General features: G+C 70.7%; 21 protein-coding genes and 1 riboswitch. Of the genes, 15 read left to right on the top strand and 6 right to left on the bottom strand.

The annotated features are described in order from the left end of the window. Window positions 1–140: 140 nt before the first annotated feature. The 3 genes from glyA to gcvT all read right to left on the bottom strand — a co-directional run bounded on the left by glyA (window position 141) and on the right by gcvT (window position 3012). Entirely contained in the window at window positions 141–1400 is a 1260-nt protein-coding gene (gene glyA, locus OG413_RS02120) for a serine hydroxymethyltransferase (protein WP_266802635.1), read from the bottom strand. Window positions 1401–1418: 18 nt separating this feature from the next. Continuing rightward, window positions 1419–1796, bottom strand: a complete 378-nt coding sequence (gene gcvH, locus OG413_RS02115) for a glycine cleavage system protein GcvH (protein WP_266802633.1) — start codon at window positions 1794–1796, stop codon at window positions 1419–1421. Between the two features lie 100 nt (window positions 1797–1896). Next, window positions 1897–3012 carry a glycine cleavage system aminomethyltransferase GcvT gene (gene gcvT / locus OG413_RS02110; protein WP_266802631.1) on the bottom strand — a complete coding sequence of 372 codons (1116 nt, stop codon included), beginning with the start codon at window positions 3010–3012 and terminating at the stop codon, window positions 1897–1899. A gap of 156 nt (window positions 3013–3168) precedes the next feature. Then, window positions 3169–3266: riboswitch (glycine riboswitch) on the bottom strand. A gap of 157 nt (window positions 3267–3423) precedes the next feature. On the opposite strand from gcvT, the gene OG413_RS02105 reads away from it, so the two are divergent. The 11 genes from OG413_RS02105 to OG413_RS02055 all read left to right on the top strand — a co-directional run bounded on the left by OG413_RS02105 (window position 3424) and on the right by OG413_RS02055 (window position 15515). Then, window positions 3424–4098 carry an AAA family ATPase gene (locus OG413_RS02105; protein WP_266802629.1) on the top strand — a complete coding sequence of 225 codons (675 nt, stop codon included), beginning with the start codon at window positions 3424–3426 and terminating at the stop codon, window positions 4096–4098. A gap of 207 nt (window positions 4099–4305) precedes the next feature. Next, complete coding sequence (locus OG413_RS02100) at window positions 4306–5076, top strand: enhanced serine sensitivity protein SseB (RefSeq protein WP_266802627.1); 771 nt, start codon at window positions 4306–4308, stop codon at window positions 5074–5076. 251 nt (window positions 5077–5327) lie between these two features. Further along, window positions 5328–6092 carry an enhanced serine sensitivity protein SseB C-terminal domain-containing protein gene (locus OG413_RS02095; RefSeq protein ID WP_266809824.1) on the top strand — a complete coding sequence of 255 codons (765 nt, stop codon included), beginning with the start codon at window positions 5328–5330 and terminating at the stop codon, window positions 6090–6092. A 412-nt stretch (window positions 6093–6504) separates the two neighbouring features. Continuing rightward, window positions 6505–7497: an ABC transporter permease gene (locus OG413_RS02090; RefSeq protein ID WP_266802625.1), complete on the top strand. Its 993-nt coding sequence runs from the start codon at window positions 6505–6507 to the stop codon at window positions 7495–7497. Between the two features lie 44 nt (window positions 7498–7541). After that, window positions 7542–9302, top strand: a complete 1761-nt coding sequence (locus tag OG413_RS02085; RefSeq protein ID WP_266802623.1) for an ABC transporter substrate-binding protein — start codon at window positions 7542–7544, stop codon at window positions 9300–9302. A gap of 92 nt (window positions 9303–9394) precedes the next feature. Further along, window positions 9395–10405 (top strand): ABC transporter permease, encoded by a 1011-nt coding sequence (locus OG413_RS02080; RefSeq protein WP_266802621.1) that lies wholly within the window; start codon window positions 9395–9397, stop codon window positions 10403–10405. Further along, on the top strand, window positions 10402–11517 hold the full coding sequence (locus OG413_RS02075; protein WP_266802619.1) for an ABC transporter ATP-binding protein: 1116 nt from the start codon (window positions 10402–10404) through the stop codon (window positions 11515–11517). Before OG413_RS02080 ends, OG413_RS02075 begins: the two co-directional genes overlap by 4 nt. 5 nt (window positions 11518–11522) lie before the next feature. Continuing rightward, window positions 11523–12776, top strand: coding sequence for an ABC transporter ATP-binding protein (locus OG413_RS02070; protein ID WP_266802617.1), 1254 nt, complete (start codon window positions 11523–11525; stop codon window positions 12774–12776). Window positions 12777–12794: 18 nt separating this feature from the next. Then, entirely contained in the window at window positions 12795–13466 is a 672-nt protein-coding gene (locus tag OG413_RS02065; protein ID WP_266802615.1) for a trimeric intracellular cation channel family protein, read from the top strand. 85 nt (window positions 13467–13551) lie between these two features. Beyond that, on the top strand, window positions 13552–14445 hold the full coding sequence (locus tag OG413_RS02060) for a thioesterase family protein (protein ID WP_266802613.1): 894 nt from the start codon (window positions 13552–13554) through the stop codon (window positions 14443–14445). Between the two features lie 86 nt (window positions 14446–14531). Further along, entirely contained in the window at window positions 14532–15515 is a 984-nt protein-coding gene (locus OG413_RS02055; RefSeq protein WP_266802611.1) for a YafY family protein, read from the top strand. 106 nt (window positions 15516–15621) lie between these two features. On the opposite strand, the gene OG413_RS02050 is transcribed toward OG413_RS02055, so the two are convergent. After that, window positions 15622–16290, bottom strand: coding sequence for a TetR family transcriptional regulator (locus OG413_RS02050; protein ID WP_266802610.1), 669 nt, complete (start codon window positions 16288–16290; stop codon window positions 15622–15624). A 114-nt stretch (window positions 16291–16404) separates the two neighbouring features. Here OG413_RS02050 and OG413_RS02045 point away from each other — a divergent pair, with 114 nt between their 5' ends. The 3 genes from OG413_RS02045 to OG413_RS02035 all read left to right on the top strand — a co-directional run bounded on the left by OG413_RS02045 (window position 16405) and on the right by OG413_RS02035 (window position 18429). Continuing rightward, the gene (locus tag OG413_RS02045) at window positions 16405–16560 is read left to right on the top strand and encodes a hypothetical protein (protein ID WP_266802608.1); all 156 of its coding nucleotides are present in this window, start codon (window positions 16405–16407) and stop codon (window positions 16558–16560) included. Between the two features lie 52 nt (window positions 16561–16612). Next, complete coding sequence (locus OG413_RS02040) at window positions 16613–17107, top strand: DUF4190 domain-containing protein (protein WP_266802606.1); 495 nt, start codon at window positions 16613–16615, stop codon at window positions 17105–17107. A 152-nt stretch (window positions 17108–17259) separates the two neighbouring features. Further along, on the top strand, window positions 17260–18429 hold the full coding sequence (locus OG413_RS02035) for a cysteine desulfurase family protein (RefSeq protein WP_266802604.1): 1170 nt from the start codon (window positions 17260–17262) through the stop codon (window positions 18427–18429). Window positions 18430–18462: 33 nt separating this feature from the next. On the opposite strand, the gene OG413_RS02030 is transcribed toward OG413_RS02035, so the two are convergent. Then, a complete protein-coding gene (locus tag OG413_RS02030) occupies window positions 18463–19161 on the bottom strand; it encodes an N-acetylmuramoyl-L-alanine amidase (protein WP_266802602.1) in 699 nt (232 codons plus the stop codon). A 61-nt stretch (window positions 19162–19222) separates the two neighbouring features. Here OG413_RS02030 and mnmA point away from each other — a divergent pair, with 61 nt between their 5' ends. Continuing rightward, window positions 19223–20356 (top strand): tRNA 2-thiouridine(34) synthase MnmA, encoded by a 1134-nt coding sequence (mnmA, locus tag OG413_RS02025; protein WP_266802600.1) that lies wholly within the window; start codon window positions 19223–19225, stop codon window positions 20354–20356. A gap of 79 nt (window positions 20357–20435) precedes the next feature. Here mnmA and OG413_RS02020 read toward each other — a convergent pair whose 3' ends face one another. After that, window positions 20436–21257: an alpha/beta fold hydrolase gene (locus OG413_RS02020; protein ID WP_266802598.1), complete on the bottom strand. Its 822-nt coding sequence runs from the start codon at window positions 21255–21257 to the stop codon at window positions 20436–20438. Between the last annotated feature and the right edge of the window lie 118 nt (window positions 21258–21375).

Below are 21375 nucleotides of genomic sequence, written 5' to 3'. Positions count from 1 at the left end.
AGGGTTGGTGGACGCCGTTGTCCGCCGGGTGGTGCGGTACGGGCCGGGTGGGCCCGAAGAGCGAGGACAAGGGTGGGGGCACCGCGCTCACTGTCCAGTGTGCGCGGTGCCCCGCCCGAAACGTGACTACTGGTGCCGGACTACTTCAGACCGGGGTACAGCGGGAACTTCTCGGCGAGCGCGGTGACGCGTGCCTTGAGGTCGTCGGCGTCGTACGACGGCTTCAGGGCGGCGGCGATGATCTCCGCCACCTCGGTGAAGTCCTCGTTGCGGAAACCGCGGGTCGCCAGGGCCGGCGTACCGATCCGCAGACCCGAGGTGACCATCGGCGGCCGCGGGTCGTTCGGGACGGCGTTCCGGTTGACCGTGATGCCGACCTCGTGGAGGCGGTCCTCGGCCTGCTGGCCGTCCAGCTCGGAGTCGCGCAGGTCGACGAGGACCAGGTGCACGTCCGTGCCGCCGGACAGGACGGAGACGCCGACCTCGGTGACGTCCGGCTGCACCAGACGCTCGGCGAGGATGCGGGCGCCGTCCAGGGTGCGCTGCTGGCGCTCCTTGAACTCCTCGCCCGCCGCGATCTTGAACGAGACCGCCTTGGCCGCGATCACGTGCTCCAGCGGGCCACCCTGCTGACCGGGGAAGACCGCCGAGTTGATCTTCTTGGCGAGCTCCTGCGTCGACAGGATGACGCCACCGCGCGGACCGCCGAGGGTCTTGTGCGTGGTGGTCGTGACGACGTGGGCGTGCGGCACCGGGTTGGGGTGCAGACCCGCGGCCACCAGGCCCGCGAAGTGCGCCATGTCGACCATCAGGTACGCGCCGACCTCGTCCGCGATGCGGCGGAAGGCGGCGAAGTCGAGCTGACGGGGGTAGGCGGACCAGCCCGCGACGATCAGCTTCGGCTTGGACTCCTTGGCCAGGCGCTCGACCTCGGCCATGTCCACGGTGCCGGTGTCGTCGACGTGGTACGGGATCACGTTGTAGAGCTTGCCGGAGAAGTTGATCTTCATGCCGTGGGTCAGGTGGCCGCCGTGGGCCAGGCTCAGGCCCATGATCGTGTCGCCCGGCTTCAGCAGCGCGAACATCGCGGCGGCGTTCGCCTGCGCGCCCGAGTGCGGCTGGACGTTCGCGGCCTCGGCGCCGAACAGGGCCTTGATCCGGTCGATCGCGATCTGCTCGACCACGTCGACGTGCTCACAGCCGCCGTAGTAGCGGCGGCCGGGGTAGCCCTCGGCGTACTTGTTGGTGAGAACGGAGCCCTGGGCCTCCATGACGGCGACCGGAGCGAAGTTCTCCGACGCGATCATTTCGAGGGTGGACTGCTGACGGTGGAGCTCGGCGTCGACGGCGGCGGCGACGTCCGGGTCCAGCTCGTGGAGGGAGGAGTTGAGAAGCGACATCAGGGGTTCCCTAGGGTCTCAGTTGCCGGAGAACGCGGTGTACTCGTCTGCGGAGAGCAGGTCGCCCGGCTCCTCCGCCACACGTACCTTGAACAGCCAGCCGCCCTCGAAGGGAGCGGAGTTCACCAGCGACGGGTCGTCCACGACGTCCTGGTTCGCCGCGACGACCTCACCCGTGACCGGGGAGTACAGGTCGCTGACCGACTTGGTCGACTCCAGCTCGCCGCAGGTCTCGCCCGCGGTCACCGTGTCGCCGACATCGGGGAGCTGGGCGTAGACGACGTCACCGAGCGCGTTGGCCGCGTACTCGGTGATACCGATCGTGGCCACGCCGTCCTCGACGGCCGACAGCCACTCGTGCTCCTTGCTGTACCGCAGCTGCTGGGGGTTGCTCATGACCTGAATTCTCCTGTACGCGGGGGAGTGCTGATGAACGGTGGTCTTACGGTGTGAGACGCGAATGTGTCACTTCCGGGGCGGTGGAATGCCCCGGATGTCACTTCTCGCGCTTGTAGAACGGCAGCGCGACGACCTCGTAGGGCTCGTGCGTGCCCCGGATGTCCACGCCGACGCCCGCGGTGCCGGGCGTGGCGAAGGCCGCGTCCACGTACGCCATGGCGATCGGCTTGCCCAGGGTGGGCGACGGGGCGCCGGAGGTGACCTCGCCGATCACCTTGCCGTCGGCGACGACCGCGAAACCGGCGCGGGGGACCCGGCGGCCCTCGGCGATCAGGCCGACGAGCTTGCGCGGCGGGGCGGTCTCGGCGCGCTCGGCGGCGGCCGTGAGAGCCTCGCGCCCGACGAAGTCGCCCTCCTTCTCGAACTTCACGACCCGGCCCAGACCCGCGTCGAACGGGGTCAGCGCGGTCGTCAGCTCGTGCCCGTACAGCGGCATGCCCGCCTCCAGGCGCAGCGTGTCGCGGCAGGAGAGCCCGCAGGGGATCAGGCCGTGCGGGGCGCCGGCCTCGGTGAGCGCCCGCCACAGCTGCTCGGCGTGCTCGGGGGCGACGAACAGTTCGAAGCCGTCCTCGCCGGTGTAGCCCGTACGGGCGATGAGCGCGGGCACCCCGGCGACCGTGCCGGGCAGACCCGCGTAGTACTTCAGGCCATCCAGGTCGGCGTCCGTGACGGCCTTCAGGATGGCGGGCGACTGCGGGCCCTGGACGGCGAGCAACGCGTACGCGTCCCGGTCGTCGCGCACCTCGGCGTCGAAGCCGGCCACCCGGTCCCGCAGCGCGTCCAGCACGATCTGGGCGTTGCCCGCGTTGGCGACGACCATGTACTCGCTCTCGCCCAGGCGGTAGACGATCAGGTCGTCCAGGATGCCGCCGTCGCTCCCGACGATCATCGTGTAGCGGGCGCGGCCGGTGCCGACGGTCGCGATGTTGCCGACCAGCGCGAAGCTCAGGAAGGCGGCGGCCTGCGGCCCGGTGACCGTGATCTCGCCCATGTGTGACAGGTCGAAGAGACCGGCCCGGGTGCGTACGGCGTTGTGCTCGTCGCGCTCACTGGCGTACCGCAGCGGCATGTCCCAGCCCGCGAAGTCGGTCATGGTCGCGCCCAGCGAACGGTGCAGGGCGTCGAGGGCTGTGTGACGGGGGGCATTGCTCATGGATTCGGCTCCAGGGCATGACGACAGAGGGCGATCCCTCCCCATCTGTCATCGGAACCTGAGAGGTTCGCCGAAAGGCCCTGAAGGGGTCAGCCCTCGCCGGGTTCGGCTTGCACCTTGGGTGGAGCCGCCGGGCGGCTCGCTTTTCAGATCTGCCTCATCCACGCGGTACGGGGCCTGAGAGATTCAAGGGAGGAACTTGCTCCTTCGGCGCCCGGCACACACAGTGGCCGGAACTCTCCCGCGCGGATTCAAACGGCCGGTATGCAGTTGGCGGGCTCATCATCGCATGCCGTACGGGAGAGTGGGGCGTCCGGTCCCCACCGACTTGGGCGGCGGGCCCAGTTGTGCCGCATTACCTTTTCTTTACACTTCTTGGGCAGGTGTGGGTGACCCGACAGGGGGAGGGCGATGACGTTGCAGCGGTACGCGACGACCGCGGGGGTGGCGCACGGCGCGATGCCCGCGCAGCCGGGCGCACCCGCCCGGGAAATGCTGGGCACGCACGCGCCGGTGGTGCGTGATCTGCGGGACCGGGCCGGGCGCAGCCCGCACAGCCTGGACTTCGCGGCGGGCGATCTGGTGGTGGTCTCCGGGCTGCCCGGCAGCGGAAAGTCGACACTGATCAGGCGGGCCGTGACGGACCGCGCCATCGATTCCCAGGACACCCGGGACACCTGGGCCGGCGCGCTGCCCCGCTTACTCCCGTACGCCCTCTACCGCCCGCTGGTCCGGGCGGCCCACTATCTCGGGCTGTGGCGGGTGCTGCGCTCCGGCGAGTCCGTCGTCGTGCACGACTGCGGTACGCAGGCGTGGGTACGGCGCTGGCTCGCCCGGCATGCCAGGCGCCGGGGCCGCATCCTCCACCTCGTCCTGCTCGACGTCACGCCCGAAGTGGCGCGCGAAGGGCAGCGCGAGCGCGGCCGGGGCGTCTCCGGCTACGCCTTCGCCCGGCACCGGCGCTCGGTCGGCCGGCTGCTGCACGACACGGAGCTGGGTCTGCTGCCCCCGGGGTGTGCCTCGGCGGTGCTGCTGGACCGTGAGGCGGCCGGGGTGCTCGGCCGGATCTCGTTCGCGGACGTGTAGGGGTGGGCGTGCGGAAATGGACGTCCGGGGGCGGGCCGGTCGGAGCAAACGGGCGGAAGCGGATGTTCCGGAGCGGGCGTGCCAGGCCCGTTCGCGGACGCACAGCCCTCGGGCTCCCGGTCGTCCGTCCGGCAGCTGGACGGACGACGTCCCGGGGAGGCTAGGGTTTCCGCCGGAACGCACGGTCGAGAGAGGGACACCGAGCCAGTGGACATTTCGGTACCGGCACAGACGCATCCGCAGCAGGGGTGGCCGGCCAACGAGCTCGAAGACGTGCTCGTCGCCTCGATCGGCGTCCCGGAGGCGGGCGGGCGGCTCGTCGAGGTGCTCGGGCGCAGCGCGGTCTGGGTGCCGCTGCCCAACGGAGGCAGCCCGGAGAGCGCCGACCTCGACCTGCCGATGATGGAGATCGAGGGCGTCGCCTACGTCCCCGTGTTCAGCTCCGAGGCGCAGTTCCTGGCCTGCGTCGGCACCCAGATGTCCTTCACCGTGGCACCCGCCCGCGACTTCGCCCGCGGCCTGCCCCCGCAGGTCGGCATCGCGGTGAACCCCGGCGGCGCCGTCGGTCTGCCGCTGCCGCCGCCCGCCGTCGCCGAGCTCTGCCGGGCCGGCCGCACGCCGCTGGACGGCCCCTCCACCGGAGGCCGGGTCCGGCTGTTCGAGCCGGACTGGCAGCAGGAACCGGTCGACTTCCTCGCCGCGGTCGCCGGTGAGTTCCAGGAGAGCGGCGTCGTGAGCACCGCCCGCCGGGCACTCGCCAGCATCGAGGGCGGCGACCCCGTCCTCTTCATCGGCGTCGAGTTCGCCACCTGGGACGGCGCCGGGCAGAGCGCCCCGATGGACGCGCTGGGCCGGGCGCTGGGCCGGGTCCAGGTGCCGTGGCCGGTCAACCTGGTCCTGCTCGATGTCGCCCAGGACCTCGTCGGCGACTGGATGCGGGAGAAGGTCCGGCCGTTCTACCGGCGCGAAGGGCACTGACGACCGGTCCGAGGGCATTGACGACCGGTGCGAAAGGTACGGAACGTGCCGGTGGCGGGGGCAGCCGCCGTTGCCGGGTGGCGGACGCCGGCCCGCGACGTCAAGTCGGTGTCAGGATCGGCGCATAAGCTGGTTTGATGGCGGGGTCGCTCCCGTGTGCCCGGGAGCGGCGGCGCGACACAGCGGATCGACGAGGGGCGGAACCCAGGGTGAGTGCGTCAGGCACTGCGGCGGCCGGACAGGTCGAGCACATGCTGCGCCAGGTGACACCCGGGCGCTACGACGCCTATGAGGCGCTGCTGGCGGCCCTCGCCGACGGCCGGATCTGGATGCTCCTCTGGCACGGCACGGCCGGTTCGCCGGACGCCCAGTACGGGAACATGGAGATCGACGGCCTCGGATACGCCCCGTGTGTGACCTCCGCCCAGGAGCTCTCCGTCAGCGGCTGGAACCGGGCCCACGAGCTCGTCACCGGCCGCGACATCGCCCGCGCGCTGTTCCCCGACCGCTGGGGCATCTGGCTCAACCCGCACGCCCCGGGCGGCGGTGTCGGGATCCCCTGGCTGGACCTGCGCCGCATCGCCACCGGCCTCGACCGGCTGCCCGCGGGGCCGCTGCGGCTCTCCGAGCCCGCCGTCGAGATCCCCCAGTTCTACGCACTGCTCACGCAGAACGCCCACCGCACCCCGGCGATCCGCTCGCTGCGCCGTGCCTGGGTGCACCCCGCCATCGGCGTCCCGTACCTCGCGATCGGCCTCGACCTCTACGACACGGGCCGCGCGTCCGTCGACGCGGTCCGCGAGATGATGCGGCAGTCGATCGGCGCGGTCCCCGACGGGCTGCCCGTCTCCACCGTCGCCATGTCGGACGAGTACGACCCGGTCGCGATGTGGCTGCGCGCCAACTCCCGTCCGTTCTATGACCGTGAGGCGCACGCCCCGGCAGGCCCGCCGCCCGCGGCCGTGCCCGGCTACGGATACCCGCCGGCCACGGGCCCCGCCCCCCGCGCGTACTGACCGGGCCCTGTCCCGCACATCCCGCCCGGTCCGCGACGCCCGGCCCGCCGTCCTGCGCCCCGCCCCGTACACCGCCCAAATAGCCACCCAATCAGCAGGGTTGGGCGGCATGTCCGTTCTGGTGGACTAGTGGCCGAGACCTCCGCTCAGAAGATCAAGGCGTCCGGATAACGGAAGCCCTCTGACCGCATCACGTTTGAGCAAACATTCCCCTTGGGGTCTGGCGGGTGATCGCAAAGTCGCTGAAGACTCCACGCAGCAGGTGGTCCCGGCCTGGCGCGCGCTGCTCTGAACAGACGCTCACAGCAGTGGGTTCCGCCGCAACGCGACCACATGCGTCACGTGTTTGTACGAGCCGCTACAGCGGCGGTCATGGGCCGGCCACCGTCGGCCGAGAGGGGTCTCCAGCGTAATGACGGCACCTATCGAGACCACCGGGGCGGATGCGAAGCCCGAAGCGGTGCTGGAAGGCGCCGGGCGCAAGCAGATCGAAGGCCGGTCGCTCGGCCGGATCGCCTGGACCCGCTTCAAGCGGGACAAGGTGGCCATGGCCGGTGGCATCGTCGTGGTGCTGCTGGTCCTCGTCGCCGTCCTGTCCAAGCCGCTCCAGTCCCTCCTCGGACTCGATCCCAACGCGTTCAACCAGGACCTGGTCGACCCCACGCTGCTGGCGCCCAAGGGCAGCTTCGGCGGCATCAGTTGGGATCACCCCCTCGGTGTCGAGCCGCAGACCGGCCGCGACATCCTGGCGCGGATCATCGAAGGGTCCTGGGTCTCGCTGGTGGTCGCCGCCGGGTCCACGCTCCTGTCCGTCGTCATCGGCGTCGTGATGGGTGTCGTGGCGGGCTTCTACGGCGGCTGGGTGGACAGCTTCATCAGCCGGCTGATGGACACCTTCCTGGCGTTCCCGCTGCTTCTCTTCGCGATCTCCATCTCCGCGTCCCTCCAGGGCAGCGCGTTCGGCCTGGAAGGTCTCACGCTCCGGATCGCCGTACTGATCTTCGTGATCGGCTTCTTCAGCTGGCCCTACATCGGCCGCATCGTCCGCGCGCAGACCCTGTCGCTGCGTGAGCGGGAGTTCGTGGAGGCGGCCAGGTCGCTGGGCGCGCGCGGCCCGTTCATCCTGTTCCGGGAGCTGCTGCCCAACCTGATCGCGCCGATCCTCGTGTACGCGACGCTGCTGATCCCCACCAACATCCTCTTCGAGGCGGCGCTGAGCTTCCTCGGCGTCGGCATCTCGCCGCCGCAGGCGTCCTGGGGCGGCATGCTCACCCAGGCGGTCGATCTCTACGAGGTCGACCCGATGTTCATGGTCATTCCCGGTATGGCGATCTTCATCACCGTGCTGGCCTTCAATCTGCTGGGGGACGGGCTGCGCGACGCACTCGACCCTCGTGGCAAGTAATCGCGGCCTTGCCGCACCCGACAAACGAGGGGGCTTTCCTCAGCATGCAGAACAGAAAGACAGCGACGGCCATAGCCGTTGCCGTGGCGGTCGCACTCGGCGCCTCGGCCTGCAGCAGCAGTGATTCGAAGAGCGGCGGCAGCGGCGGCGGGGGCGACGCCAAGGCGGACGCCGGTCTGACCAGCATCGTCAACAAGAGTGACAAGAAGGGGGGGACGGTCACCTACGAGCACTCCAGTGGTCCCGACTCCCTCGACCCCGGCAACACGTACTACGGCTGGGTGCAGAACTTCTCCCGTCTGTACGGCCGTTCGCTGGTGACCTTCAAGCCGGCCGCCGGCAAGGAGGGCCTGCAGGTCGTTCCCGACCTCGCGACGGGCCTCGGCAAGGCGAGCACGGACGCCAAGACCTGGACGTACACGCTCCGCAAGGGCGTCAAGTTCGAGGACGGCACCGAGGTCACCGCCAAGGACGTCAAGTACGCCATCGAGCGCTCCAACTTCGCCCCGGAGGCCCTGTCCAACGGCCCGACGTACTTCAAGGCCTATCTTGAGGGCGGCGACAAGTACAAGGGTCCGTACAAGGACAAGTCGGCCGAGGGCCTGAAGTCCATCGAGACCCCGGACGACTACACGATCGTCTTCCACCTGAACAAGCCGTTCGCGGACATGGACTACCTCGCCGCCTTCTCGCAGACCGCTCCGGTCCCGCAGAAGGCCGACAAGGGCGCCACCTACGTCCAGAAGATCGTCTCCTCGGGCCCGTACAAGTTCTCCTCCTACAGCGAGAGCCGCGGCGCGACGCTGGTCCGCAACCCCGAGTGGGACCAGAAGAGCGACCCGATCCGCAAGGCTCTGCCGGACAAGATCGAGCTCAAGTTCAACGTCAACGCGACCACGGTCGACGAGCACCTGCTGAGCGACACGATCACCGCGGACATCGCGGGTACGGGTCTGCAGTCCAAGACCCAGCCCAAGGTCCTGGTGAAGGCCGACGAGAAGGCCAAGACGGACAACCCCTACGCGGGCGCGCTCCAGTACCTGGCGCTGAACGTCAACGTGAAGCCGTTCGACAACATCGAGTGCCGCAAGGCCGTTCAGTACGTCACCGACAAGCGGAGCATGGTCGACGCGATCGGCGGCTCCGTGAAGGGTGACCCGGCGTCCACGGTCATCCCGCCCACCGTCGCCGGTTACAAGAAGTTCGACCTGTACCCGACCGCGGACAACAAGGGCGATGTCGCCAAGGCCAAGGAGCACCTGGCCAAGTGCGGTCAGGCGAAGGGCTTCTCGACCACGCTGACGGCGCGGTCCGACCGCCCCGACGAGGTCACCGCGGCCACGCAGCTCCAGAACAGCCTGAAGCAGATCGGTATCGTCGCCGAGATCAAGCAGTTCCCGGCGGACAAGTACTTCACCGACTTCGCCGGTGTCCCGGCCTGGGTCCACAAGAACAACGCGGGCATGATGATGATGGCCTGGGGCGCCGACTGGCCGACCGGCTTCGGCTTCCTCGACCAGATCGTCAACGGCTCGGCCATCAAGCCCTCCGGTGGCACCAACCTGATGGAGCTCAACGACAAGGGCGTCAACGAGGCCCTGGTCAAGGGCATCGGCACGGTGGACACCACGGCGCGCAACGCCGCCTGGGGCGAGGTCGACCAGAAGGTCATGGAAGGCGCCTCGGTCGTGCCGCTCTACTACCGCAAGAACCTGCTCTACCGCCCGGACTCCGCGGCGAACGTCACGGTCACCGACGCGTACCTCGGCATGTACGACTACGTGCTGATGACCTCGACCAAGTAGCACCTGTTCCTCAACAGCATCCCTCGAAAGGCAGGTGAAGGCGCCGGGACGTCGGGCGTTACCCCGCCCGCTCGCCCCGGCGCCGCACGGCTGTGGCTGCGTACATCATCCGACGCGTATTCGCCGCGGTGTTGCTGCTGCTGGTGGTCAGCGCAGTCACGTTCGCGATCTTCTTCCTGGTGCCCCGCCTCGGCGGGCAAACGATCGACTCGATGGCCGCCCAGTACGTCGGGAAGAGCCCCGACCCGGACGTCATCGCCGCGGTCAAGAAGAACCTGGGGCTCGACCAGCCCCTGTACCTCCAGTACTGGCACTTCATCAAGGGCATCGTTGTCGGCGCCGAGTACCAGTTCGGTCCGGACCCCGTGACCTGCAACGCGCCCTGCTTCGGCTACTCCTTCAAGACGCACTCCGAGATCTGGCCGGAGATCGTCCAGCGAATACCCGTGACGCTGTCCCTGGCGGTCGGCGCGGCCGTTCTCTGGGTCATATCGGGTGTCGCCACCGGTGTGCTCTCGGCTCTCAAGCGGGGATCGATCTTCGACCGCCTCGCGATGGGCATCGCCCTGGCCGGTGTCTCCCTGCCGATGTTCTTCACCGGCATGGTCTCGCTCGCCCTCTTCGCCTTCAACTGGAAGATCTGGGACGACGTCCACTTCGTACCGTTCAGCGAGAATCCCGGCGAGTGGGCCTGGAACCTGATCCTCCCCTGGTGCACGCTCGCCTTCCTGTACTCCGCGCTCTACGCCCGGCTCACCAGGGCCGGAATGCTGGAGACCATGGGCGAGGACTACATCAGAACCGCCCGCGCCAAGGGCCTGCGAGAACGCCAGGTGGTCGTCAAGCACGGCCTGCGCGCGGCCCTGACCCCCCTCGTCACCATCTTCGGCATGGACTTCGCGCTGCTCCTGGGCGGCGCGGTCATCACCGAGAGCGTCTTCTCGTTCCAGGGGATGGGCGAGTACGCCATTCAGGGCGTGACCCGCAGCGACCTGCCCATCGTGATGGGCGTGACGCTGGTCGCCGCCTCCTTCATCGTTGTCTGCAATCTGCTGGTGGACCTCGTGTACGCCGCGATCGACCCCCGGGTGAGGCTCTCATGAGCGACGTACGCAAGACGGACCCACCGGTCTCCGGGGCCGGCTTCGACGCCGGTTCCGACGCCCGTTCCGACGACCGTTCCGCAGCCGACGAAGAGCAGTTCCTCTCGGTACGGGACCTCACCATCCACTTCGACACCGACGACGGTCTGGTCAAGTCCGTCGACGGTGTCAGCTTCGACCTGAAGGCCGGGGAGACCCTCGGCATCGTCGGCGAGTCCGGCTCCGGCAAGTCCGTGACCTCACTGGGGATCATGGGACTGCACACCTCGGAGCGGGCCCGGATCTCCGGTGAGATCTGGCTGGAGGGCGAGGAGCTGATCGGCGCCGGGCCCGAGCGCGTACGTAAGCTGCGCGGCCAGAAGATGGCGATGATCTTCCAGGACCCGCTGTCGGCCCTGCACCCGTACTACAGCATCGGCTCGCAGATCGTGGAGGCCCACCGGGTCCACAACCACGTCGACAAGAAGACCGCGAAGAAGCGCGCGATCGAGATGCTCGACCGGGTCGGCATCCCCGAGCCGCGGCGCCGCTACGACGACTACCCGCACCAGTTCTCCGGCGGTATGCGCCAGCGCGCGATGATCGCGATGGCGCTGGTCAACAATCCGCAGCTGCTGATCGCCGACGAGCCGACGACCGCCCTGGACGTGACCGTCCAGGCGCAGATCCTCGACCTGATCCGCGACCTCCAGAAGGAGTTCGGCTCGGCGGTCGTCATGATCACGCACGACCTCGGGGTCGTCGCGGAGATCGCCGACAAGCTGCTCGTGATGTATGCGGGCCGCTGCATCGAGCGCGGCAGCGCGGAGAAGGTCTTCTACCAGCCGCAGCACCCCTACACCTGGGGTCTGCTCGGCTCGATGCCGCGCATCGACCGGGAGCAGACCGAGCGCCTGGTGCCCGTCAAGGGCTCGCCGCCCAGCCTGATCAACGTCCCGTCGGGCTGTGCCTTCCACCCGCGCTGCCCGTACGCCGACGTGCCGGCCGACAACGTCACCCGCACCGAGCGTCCGGAGCTGCAGCTCGTCAGCGACGGGCACTACTCCGCGTGCCACATGTCGCCGGAGCAGCGCGAACAGATCTGGACCGAAGAGATTGCGCCGAAGCTGTGACTGATATGGGCAAGAAGACTCCCCGGCCGGGGTCGGACGGGTCCGGGTCCGAGCCGCTCCTCAAGGTCACCGGCCTGGTCAAGCACTTCCCGATCACCAAGGGATTGCTCAAGCGCAAGGTGGGCGCCGTCCAGGCGGTCGACGGGCTCACCTTCGACGTGCGCCCCGGCGAGACCCTCGGCGTCGTCGGCGAGTCCGGCTGCGGCAAGTCGACGATGGGCCGGCTGGTCACGCGCCTGCTGGAACCCACCGGCGGCAAGGTCGAGTTCGAGGGCCGCGACATCACACATCTGTCCGCCGGGAAGCTGCGGCCGATGCGCCGCGACGTGCAGATGATCTTCCAGGACCCGTACGGTTCGCTGAACCCGCGCCACACCGTCGGCGGGATCGTGGGCACCCCCTTCCGGCTCCAGGGCGTCACGCCCGAGGGCGGTCTGAAGCGGGAGGTCCAGCGGCTGCTGGAGATGGTCGGCCTCAACCCCGAGCACTACAACCGCTATCCGCACGAGTTCTCCGGCGGCCAGCGCCAGCGCATCGGCATCGCCCGCGCGCTCGCGCTCAAGCCCAAGCTCGTGGTGGCCGACGAGCCGGTCTCCGCGCTGGACGTGTCGATCCAGGCGCAGGTGGTGAACCTGCTGGACGACCTCCAGGACGAGCTCGGGCTCACGTACATGATCATCGCGCACGACCTCTCGGTCATCCGCCATGTCTCGGACCGGATCGCGGTCATGTACCTCGGCAAGATCGTGGAGCTGTCGGACCGCAAGTCGCTGTACGAGGCGCCGATGCACCCGTACACCAAGGCGCTGATGTCCGCGGTGCCGGTGCCCGACCCGCGTCGGCGCGGTGCCAAGAGCGACCGCATCCTGCTCAAGGGCGATGTGCCCTCGCCGATATCGCCGCCCAGCGGCTGCCGGTTCCACACCCGGTGCTGGAAGGCGACGCAGATCTGCAAGACGCAGGAACCGCCGCTGATCGCGCTCAAGACCGGCCACCAGGTCGCCTGCCACCACCCGGAGAACGCGCCGGACCAGGCCCCCGGCGACGCGCCGCTGCCCGGGGCGGGGGACGCGGTGGAGGTCATCACGGTGAAGGCGGCGCCCGTCGCCTCCGGGAAGTCCACCGAGACGCCCGCCGAGACGCCCGCCGAGAAGTCCTCCGGGGAGTCCGCCGAGACGCCCGCCGGGAAGTCCGCTGGGGAGCCCTCCGGCGACGACCCGGCCCCGTCCGCCACCTCGGAGGACAGCCCGAAGGAGTAATACCGGCACAATTGCCCGGTGCTCAACGAACTGTTCACGCCCTCCGTCCAGCATGCGCTCGACATCGTCGGAATCTTCGTCTTCGCGATCTCGGGCGCACTGCTCGCCGTACGCAAGAACTTCGATGTCTTCGGCATCGCGGTGCTCGCCGAGGTGACAGCGCTGGGCGGGGGGCTGTTCCGTGACGTGATGATCGGCGCGATCCCGCCGGCCGCGTTCACGGATCTCGGCTACTTCACGACGCCGCTGCTCGCCGCCGTCCTGGTGTTCTTCCTGCACCCCCACGTCGAGCGCATCCAGGTCGGGGTCAACGTCTTCGACGCGGCGGGGCTCGGCCTCTTCTGTGTCACCGGGACGGTCAAGGCGTACGACTACGGCCTCGGCCTCACCGCGTCGGCGGCCCTGGGCCTGGCGACCGCGGTCGGCGGCGGTGTGCTGCGGGACGTGCTGGCCAACGAGGTGCCGTCCCTGCTGCGCTGGGACCGCGATCTGTACGCGGTGCCCGCGATCGTCGGCGCGGTCATGGTCGTACTGTGCATCCGCTTCGACGCCCTCAACGCGTTCACCAGCGGCGCGGCCGTGCTCACCGCGTTCGTCCTGCGGCTGCTGGCGATGCGCTTCCACTGGCGGGCCCCGCGCGCCTACAACAGGCGCTCCGCCACGGCGGAGGAAGGCTCGGCGGCGACCTGAGGCGGTCCCGAAAGGCCGCCGCCCGGCAGAAGTGCGACCAGTAGAAGCTACCGCTTAGTAATACGATCGGTGTACGGTGCATGGCATGGCACAGTCAGCAGCGCGGGCGGCGCACAGCACGCAGACGACGCGGACCGCGCAGGTGACGCGGGCGATCATCGGGGACAGCGAGTTCGACCGCGACACCGCTGTCACGCTCCGCGAGGAGGGCGTCTACGACGCGGAACTCTCCGCGGGCTGGACCATCATCCGTGCCGTCAACGGCGGCTATCTGCTGGCCCTGATCGGCCGGGCCCTCGGCGAGGCGCTGCCGCACTCCGACCCGTTCTCGGTCTCCGCGCACTACCTCACCGCGTCCGTCCCCGGCCCCGCGGTGGTCCGGACCCAGGTCGTGCGCGCCGGCCGCACCCTCTCCACCGGCCAGGCGTCCCTCTTCCAGTTCGCCGACGACGGCACCGAGGTCGAGCGCATCCGGGTCATCGCCACCTACGGCGACCTGGACGAGCTCACCGACGAGATCCGTACGTCGGCCACACCGCCCGCCATGCCGGCCAGGGAGCACTGCCTCGGTCCGGGCGACGGCCCGGCCCCGATCCCCGGAAGCTCCGCCATCACCGAACGCATCGACATCGCGCTCGATCCCGCGACGGTCGGCTGGGCCGTCGGCGCACCGTCCGGCAAGGGCGAGATGCGCGGCTGGTTCGGCCTGGCGGACGGCCGCGACGCGGACCCGCTGTCCCTGCTGCTCACCGTCGACGCGCTGCCGCCGACCTCGTTCGAGCTGGGCCTCAAGGGCTGGACCCCGACCGTCGAACTCACCACCCACATCCGCTGCCGCCCGGCACCGGGTCCGCTGCGGGTCTCCATCACCACCCGTAACCTCGCGGGCGGCTTCCTGGAGGAGGACGCGGAGGTCTGGGACAGCGCGGACCGCCTGGTGGCCCAGTCCCGCCAACTGGCCAAGGCCCCGCGCGGCTAGGTTCGCTCGCCCGGGGTCGCCGTGGGGCCGGGGTACGGTGCCCCCGGCCGACCCGGTGGCCGGGCGGCCCCGGCCATCATGGTGACGTGAAATCCGACCGGCTGCTCTCCATCCTGCTGCTGCTCCAGACGCGCTCACTGGTCCCCGCCACCGAGCTCGCCGACCGTCTCGAAGTCTCCGTACGGACCATCTACCGCGACGTCGAGGCGCTCTCCGCCTCCGGCGTCCCTGTCTACGCCGAGCGCGGCCGCCACGGCGGCATCGCCCTGCTCCCCGGCTTCCGTACCGATGTCACCGGCCTCACCGCCGACGAGGCGCGCGCCCTCTTCGTCCTGGCCGCCGACGGCGCACACACCGCGCTCGGCCTCGACGCGGCGCTCGGCTCGGCCCTGCGGAAGGTGATGGCGGCGCTCCCGGCGCCGCACCGCCCCGCCGCCGAGCAGACCAGCCGACGGTTTCTCGTCGACCCGGTCCGCTGGATGAGCGGACCGCGGGCCGCCGTGGACATCGCCGAGCTCCACGATGCCGTCCTCGCCGACCGGCGGCTGCGGATCGGCTACCGGCACAGCGGCACCGACACCCCGCGCGCCTACACCGTCGACCCGTACGGACTCGTCGTGAAGGCGGGCGTCTGGTACCTCGTCGCGGACCTCGACGGCGCGCCCCGGCTCTTCCGCGCGGACCGGGTGCGGGACGCGGTCCTCGGCGAGGAGGGCGTGGTGCGCCGGCCGGGCGTGGAACTGGCCGAGGTGTGGGCGGTGTTGCGCAGGAAGGTCGAGGAGCGCCCGGCGGACGTACGGCTCCGGGTCCGGGTGCACCGTTCCCGTCGCGACCTCTTCGTACGCCTCAACGCGGGCGTGCTCACCGGCGAACCCCGGCCCGGTGAACCCCGGGCGGGCGAGAAGCGCGGGGAGTGGCTGCTGGCCGAACTCGCGGTACCCGAAGCGGCCTGGGCCCGCTCCCTGCTCTCCTTCGGGCCGAACCTGGAAGTGCTGGAGCCGCCCGAGGCGCGGGCCCTGCTCGCCCGTGCCGCGGCGCAGGTCGTGGAGGTGTACGCGACGGACGGCTGAGTGCGCGGCGGTGTACGCGAAGGACGGCCGAGTGTACGGCGGCTGAGTACGGCGGTGGCTGAGTGTGCGGCGGTGGCCGCGACGGCCGGTGGTGGGGCCTGCCCGGTCATGCCGGGCGGGGGGCGTCGCGGCGGGCGTCCGCGCCCGCGTCCTCCCCGTCGTCCAGCCAGTGCGCGCGGCCGAGGGAGACCAGGCGCAGTCGGCGCCGGGCCACCCGGACGACCTCACGCTCACCGCCGGGGCCCGCGTCCAGCAGCGCCGACGCGGTGATCACCATGTGGTCGACGTAGAGGCCGCCGAGCATCAGCAGGTCCTCCCGGTTCCACCCCGCCGACTCCGGTTCCCCGCCGAGCGCCGCGGCCACCTCGTCCGCGAACCGGCGGAGCTGGGTGGCGATGGCCTCGCGGACCGGGCCCACGCCGCCGTGCTGTTCGCGGGCGATGAAGCGGAAGTGGGCGGGCTGCGCGGCGACATGGCGTGCTATCAACTCCACGCTGCGGTCCAGGCGTTCGTCGCTGTCACCGGTCTCCGCGAGAACCGCGCCGATCATGCCGTGCAGGCTGCCCAGTGTCTCCTCCACGAGGGCCACGCCGAGTGCCGCTGTGCCGTCGAAGTGCCGGTAGAAGGCGGTGGGGGTGACACCCACGGCCCGGGTGACCTCGCGCAGGCCCAGGCTGCTCAGGCTCTGGTGCTCCAGCAGCTGGAGCGCGGCGTCCAGGAGTGCCTGACGCGTCTTCAGCTTCTGGGTCTGGCGGATACCGGCGGTGTGACTCATGCCATTCAGTAAACAACCGTTCTCCGGGTCAAGGAAGGGAGGTGAGGTTTAGACTCAAGAGTCAGTGAACAGTCGTACTCTCAATTGTTCCTGCCCCACGTGGAAAGGCCGCACATGCTCGTCCTTGTCGCCGCCCTGTTCCTGCTGGGGATCGCCCTCGGGGCGGTCGCCCAGATCCCGCTGTCGTCGACCCTGGCCGTCGCCGCCGTCATCGGTGGCTGGCTTCTCCTCTTCGCCGTCCGCGAGCGCCTCGCGCGCCGCTCCCGATAAGGGCCGACCGGCAAAGCCTGCCGACTCCGGCCGATCCGAAGGAGCTCGCACCATGACACTCACCGATACCGTCCGTCGCGCCGAGCGCGCCGTCGGCTTCGCCGGCCTCACGGGCCGCACCGCCCGTACCGGAAGCACCGCCCGTACCGGAAGCACTGCCCGTACCGGAAGCACTGCCCGTACCGGAAGCACTGCCCGTACCGGAAGCACTGCCCGTACCGAAGGCACCGCCCGTACCGAAGGCACCGCCCGTACCGGAAGCGCCGCCACCGACACCTCCGCACCGAAGAAAGCGCCCCGGAGCCCCGCCACCAGGGAGGCGGACGGGCTGGCCGTCGCCTCCTTCGTGCTGGGGCTCGTCGGACTCCTCGTGATGAACATCCTGCTCGGGCCCGCCGCCATCGTCATGGCGCTCCTGGCCCTCGCCCGCTCCACCGGCCGCCGCGGCCGCGCCCTGCTCGGCCTCGTACTCGGCGTCGCCGACCTCGTCGTCCTGGCCGTCCTGGTCTCCGCGAACGGCGCCGTCATCTGGAACGTCGGCGGCTGATCCGACGGCCGGCACGGGCGGGCGCGAAGCTCTCCCGGTCCCGGACCGGGCCGGCGAGCACCTCCCATGAACCGCAGGTGAACCGCGTGCGGGGGCCGGACCGTGACGCACCGGCGTACGTCCCGCCGGGGGCTCGTAGAATCGAGCCCACCATGGCATACCTCGACCACGCCGCGACCACGCCGATGCTTCCGGAGGCGATCGGGGCGATGACCGCCCAGCTCGCCGTCACCGGTAACGCGTCCTCCCTGCACGCCGCCGGGCGCCGGGCCCGCCGTACCGTCGAGGAGTCCAGAGAGACCCTCGCCGACGCCCTCGGCGCACGCCCCAGCGAGGTGGTCCTCACCTCCGGCGGCACCGAGGCCGACAACCTCGCGGTCAAGGGCCTGTATTGGGCCCGCCGCGACGCCGACCCCCGGCGCACCAGGGTCCTCGCGGGCCCCGTCGAACACCACGCCGTCCTGGACGCCGTCGACTGGCTGGCCGAACACGAGGGCGCGACCGTCGAATACCTCCCCGTCGACCACTACGGACGGGTGCACCCCGGGGACCTGCGCGAAGCCGTCCTCCGTAACCCCGACGACATCGCGATGATCACCGTGATGTGGGCCAACAACGAGATCGGCACCATCATGCCGGTACGTGAACTGGCCGACATCGCCCGCGAGTTCGGCATCCCCATGCATGCCGACGCGGTACAGGCCGTCGGTCAGCTGGAGGTCGACTTCGCACGGTCGGGGCTGGCCGCGATGACCGTCAGCGGACACAAGATCGGCGGTCCGTTCGGTATCGGCGCGCTGCTCCTGGGCCGCGAATACACCCCCGTACCCGTGCTGCACGGCGGCGGGCAGGAACGCCATGTGCGCTCCGGCACCCTGGACGTGCCCGCCGTGGCCGCCTTCGCGGTCGCCGCCCGGCTCGCCGCCGAGGGGCGCGAGGACTTCTCCCGCCGGATCGGTGCGCTCCGGGACGACCTGATCACCGCCGTGCGGCGGGCCGTACCGGACGCCGTGCTCGGGGGCGACCCGGATCCGGCGGGGCGGCTCCCGGCCAACGCCCACTTCAGCTTCCCCGGCTGCGAGGGCGACTCGCTCCTGCTGCTGCTGGACGCCCAGGGCATCGAGTGCTCCACCGGCTCCGCCTGCACCGCCGGGATCGCCCAGCCCAGCCACGTCCTGCTGGCCACCGGAACCGACCCGGACCTGGCCCGCGGCACGCTGCGCTTCTCGCTCGGCCACACCTCCACCCGGCAGGACGTCGAGGAACTCACGCGCGCCATCGGTCCGGCGGTGGAACGCGCGAGGACGGCCGGACTCAGCTGAGGGCCGGTCCCGCGGAGGCTGCCCCGTCCGGGATCACGCGGGTTTCGCCGAGCCCGAGGGCTTCGCCGTCGCGGCCCGCCGCACCAGCTTCAGATACCGGTCCCAGTCCCAGTGCGGCCCGGGGTCGGTGTGGTCCGTGCCCGGCACCTCGACGTGCCCGATGATGTGCTCGCGGTCCATCGGTATGCCGTGGCGCCCGCATATCGCGGCCGTCAGCCGGGCCGACGACTCGTACATCGCCGCCGTGAGGTCCTGGGGGCGGTCCACGAAGCCCTCGTGCTCGATGCCGATGCTGCGTTCGTTGTACGACCTGTTCCCCGCGTGGTACGCCACATCCAGCTCACGGATCATCTGCGCCACATGGCCGTCCTTGCGCACCACGTAGTGCGCGGCGGCGCCGTGGCCGGGGTCCTGGAAGACCCTCACCGCACTGGCGAAGCTGCCCTGCGTGACATGGATGATCACGCGGTCGATCCGGTAGTCGTCGGGGCGGTCCGCGCGCCGCCAGTTCGCGTCCGAGGCGGCGACCCACTGGGCGCCCGCGTAGTCCAGTTCGCCCGGCTTGCGCGGCTTCTCGACGCCGGGAACCCGCCACCAGACCTGCCTGAGCTCGTCGCGGGCGAGCACGGCGGCACCCGCCGCCGTCACACCGCCGCCGATCAGCAGTGCGCGCCGGCTGATACCCCGCGCGGGCTCCTTCTTCGAAGCCCGGCCGCTTCCCTTGGTCCCCATATGATCGTCAACGCATATCCGCGAGCGTTCGGTTCCCGGCGACCCGTACCCTGGAGAAGCTATGACTCAGACTTCCCAGCGCCCCCTCCGTGTCCTCGCCGCGATGTCGGGCGGTGTGGACTCCGCCGTCGCCGCCGCGCGCGCCGCCGAGGCAGGCCACGAGGTGACCGGTGTGCACCTCGCCCTGTCCGCGAACCCGCAGTCCTTCCGTACCGGCGCACGCGGCTGTTGCACCATCGAGGACTCCCGCGACGCCCGCCGCGCGGCGGACGTCATCGGCATCCCCTTCTACGTCTGGGACCTGGCGGAACGCTTCCGTGAGGACGTCGTGGAGGACTTCGTCGCGGAGTACGAGGCGGGCCGCACCCCCAACCCGTGCCTGCGCTGCAACGAGAAGATCAAGTTCGCCGCGCTGCTCGACAAGGCACTCGCGCTCGGCTTCGACGCCGTGTGCACGGGGCACTACGCCACGGTCGTGCTCGCCGAGGACGGCAGCCGCGAGCTCCACCGCGCCTCCGACATGGCCAAGGACCAGAGCTACGTCCTCGGTGTCCTGGACGAGAAGCAGCTCGCCCACGCGATGTTCCCGCTCGGTGACACCCTCACCACCAAGGACGAGATCCGGGCCGAGGCGGAGGCCCGGGGCCTCGCCGTGGCCAAGAAGCCCGACAGCCACGACATCTGCTTCATCGCGGACGGCGACACCCAGGGCTTCCTGGCCGACCGTCTCGGCGGCCGGGCCGAGGGCGACATCCTCGACGAGTCCGGCACCAAGCTCGGCACCCACGACGGCGCCTTCGGCTTCACCATCGGCCAGCGCAAGGGCCTGCGGATCGGCCACCCCGCCGCCGACGGCAAGCCGCGCTACGTCCTGGACATCTCCCCGGTGAACAACACCGTCACCGTGGGCCCCGTCGAGGCCCTCGATGTCACCGAGCTGACCGCGATCAAGCCCCGCTGGTGCGGAACGCCCCCCACCGGACCCGGCGCGTACACCGCCCAGCTCCGCGCCCACGGCGGTGAGACGGAGGTCGGCGCCGAACTCGTGGACGGCACGCTGCACGTCACCTTCACCGAGCCGGTACGGGGCGTGGCCCCCGGCCAGGCCGTCGTGCTGTACGACGGGACCCGGGTGGTCGGCTCCGCGACGATCGCGACGACGGCGCGCCGCGAGAGGGTGTCCGCGCCCTCCTGAGGCCCTCGTCCGGCCCGGGTCACGACGACGCGGGCCGGGTCATCACAACGCGGCCCCGGTCATGACGACGCGGCCGGGGTCACGACGCGGCCCGGCCGACGAACACGTCCTTGGCGAAGAACTCCGCCAGCACCGGGGCGATCACCTGCGGTGCCACCTCGCGCGTCTGGCCCGTCAGGGTGCGGTGGCGGGCGCGCGGCACCGTGTCCGCGAGGGTGCGGGCCGCGTTGCGGGCCTGGAGGGGGCTGAAGCCGCCGCAGACCACCATCGTGCGCGCGGTGACGGCAGCGAACCGCTCGGCAGGGACCGCCCCGTCGCCCAGGAGCGCGTCGTCGTAGGCGAGGGTGTGCGCCAACGACTCCAGGCCCCGCCACAGCGGGGCGCGCCGCATCCGGGCGATCGTCCCGGCCTCGACGCCGGTCGCGGACAGGAACAGCTCCACGGCCCCGCCGAGGTCCCCGGTGGACAGCAGCCGGTGCAGCCGGGCCGTGCGACGGGCCTTGTGCAGGAGGCCGGACGGGTCGGGGGTGTACGGGGGTTCGTAGACCGCGAGCAGATCCACCGGCAGCCCGGCCGCCTGCGCCTCCAGGGCGAGCGCCCCGCCGGACGACATGCCGAACACCGAGACCCGCCCGCCCACCGCGCCCGCGACGGCGGTCAGGTCCTCGATCTCCCGCGGCACCGCGTAGCCGCCACCGACGCTGCCATCGCCGCCGTCACCGCTGGCGCCCCGCCCCCGGCGGTCGTACGTGACGACCGTGAAGCGCGGCGCCAGCAGGGCGGCCAGGGATGCCTCGGTCGCGGAGGTACTGAGGGCCCCGCCGACCAGCACCACGGGCGGCCCGTCGCCCTGGCGGCGGTACGCGATCGGGGTGCCGTCGGCGGAGAGAGTCGTGTCCATGTGACGGCTGACTGGACCGGCCGCGAAAACTCATCGCTGCCGCCGGACAATTCTTGGAAATCTCTCAGAAGCTCCCCGGCGAAGGGCTTCTGACGCCCGGTCGGCCACGGGCAAGAGG

The organism is Streptomyces sp. NBC_01433, from assembly GCF_026340105.1.
Classification (GTDB): Bacteria; Actinomycetota; Actinomycetes; order Streptomycetales; family Streptomycetaceae; genus Streptomyces.
The sequence above is the reverse complement of the archived record's forward strand: the minus strand, read 5'-3'. Positions and strand labels throughout refer to the sequence as shown.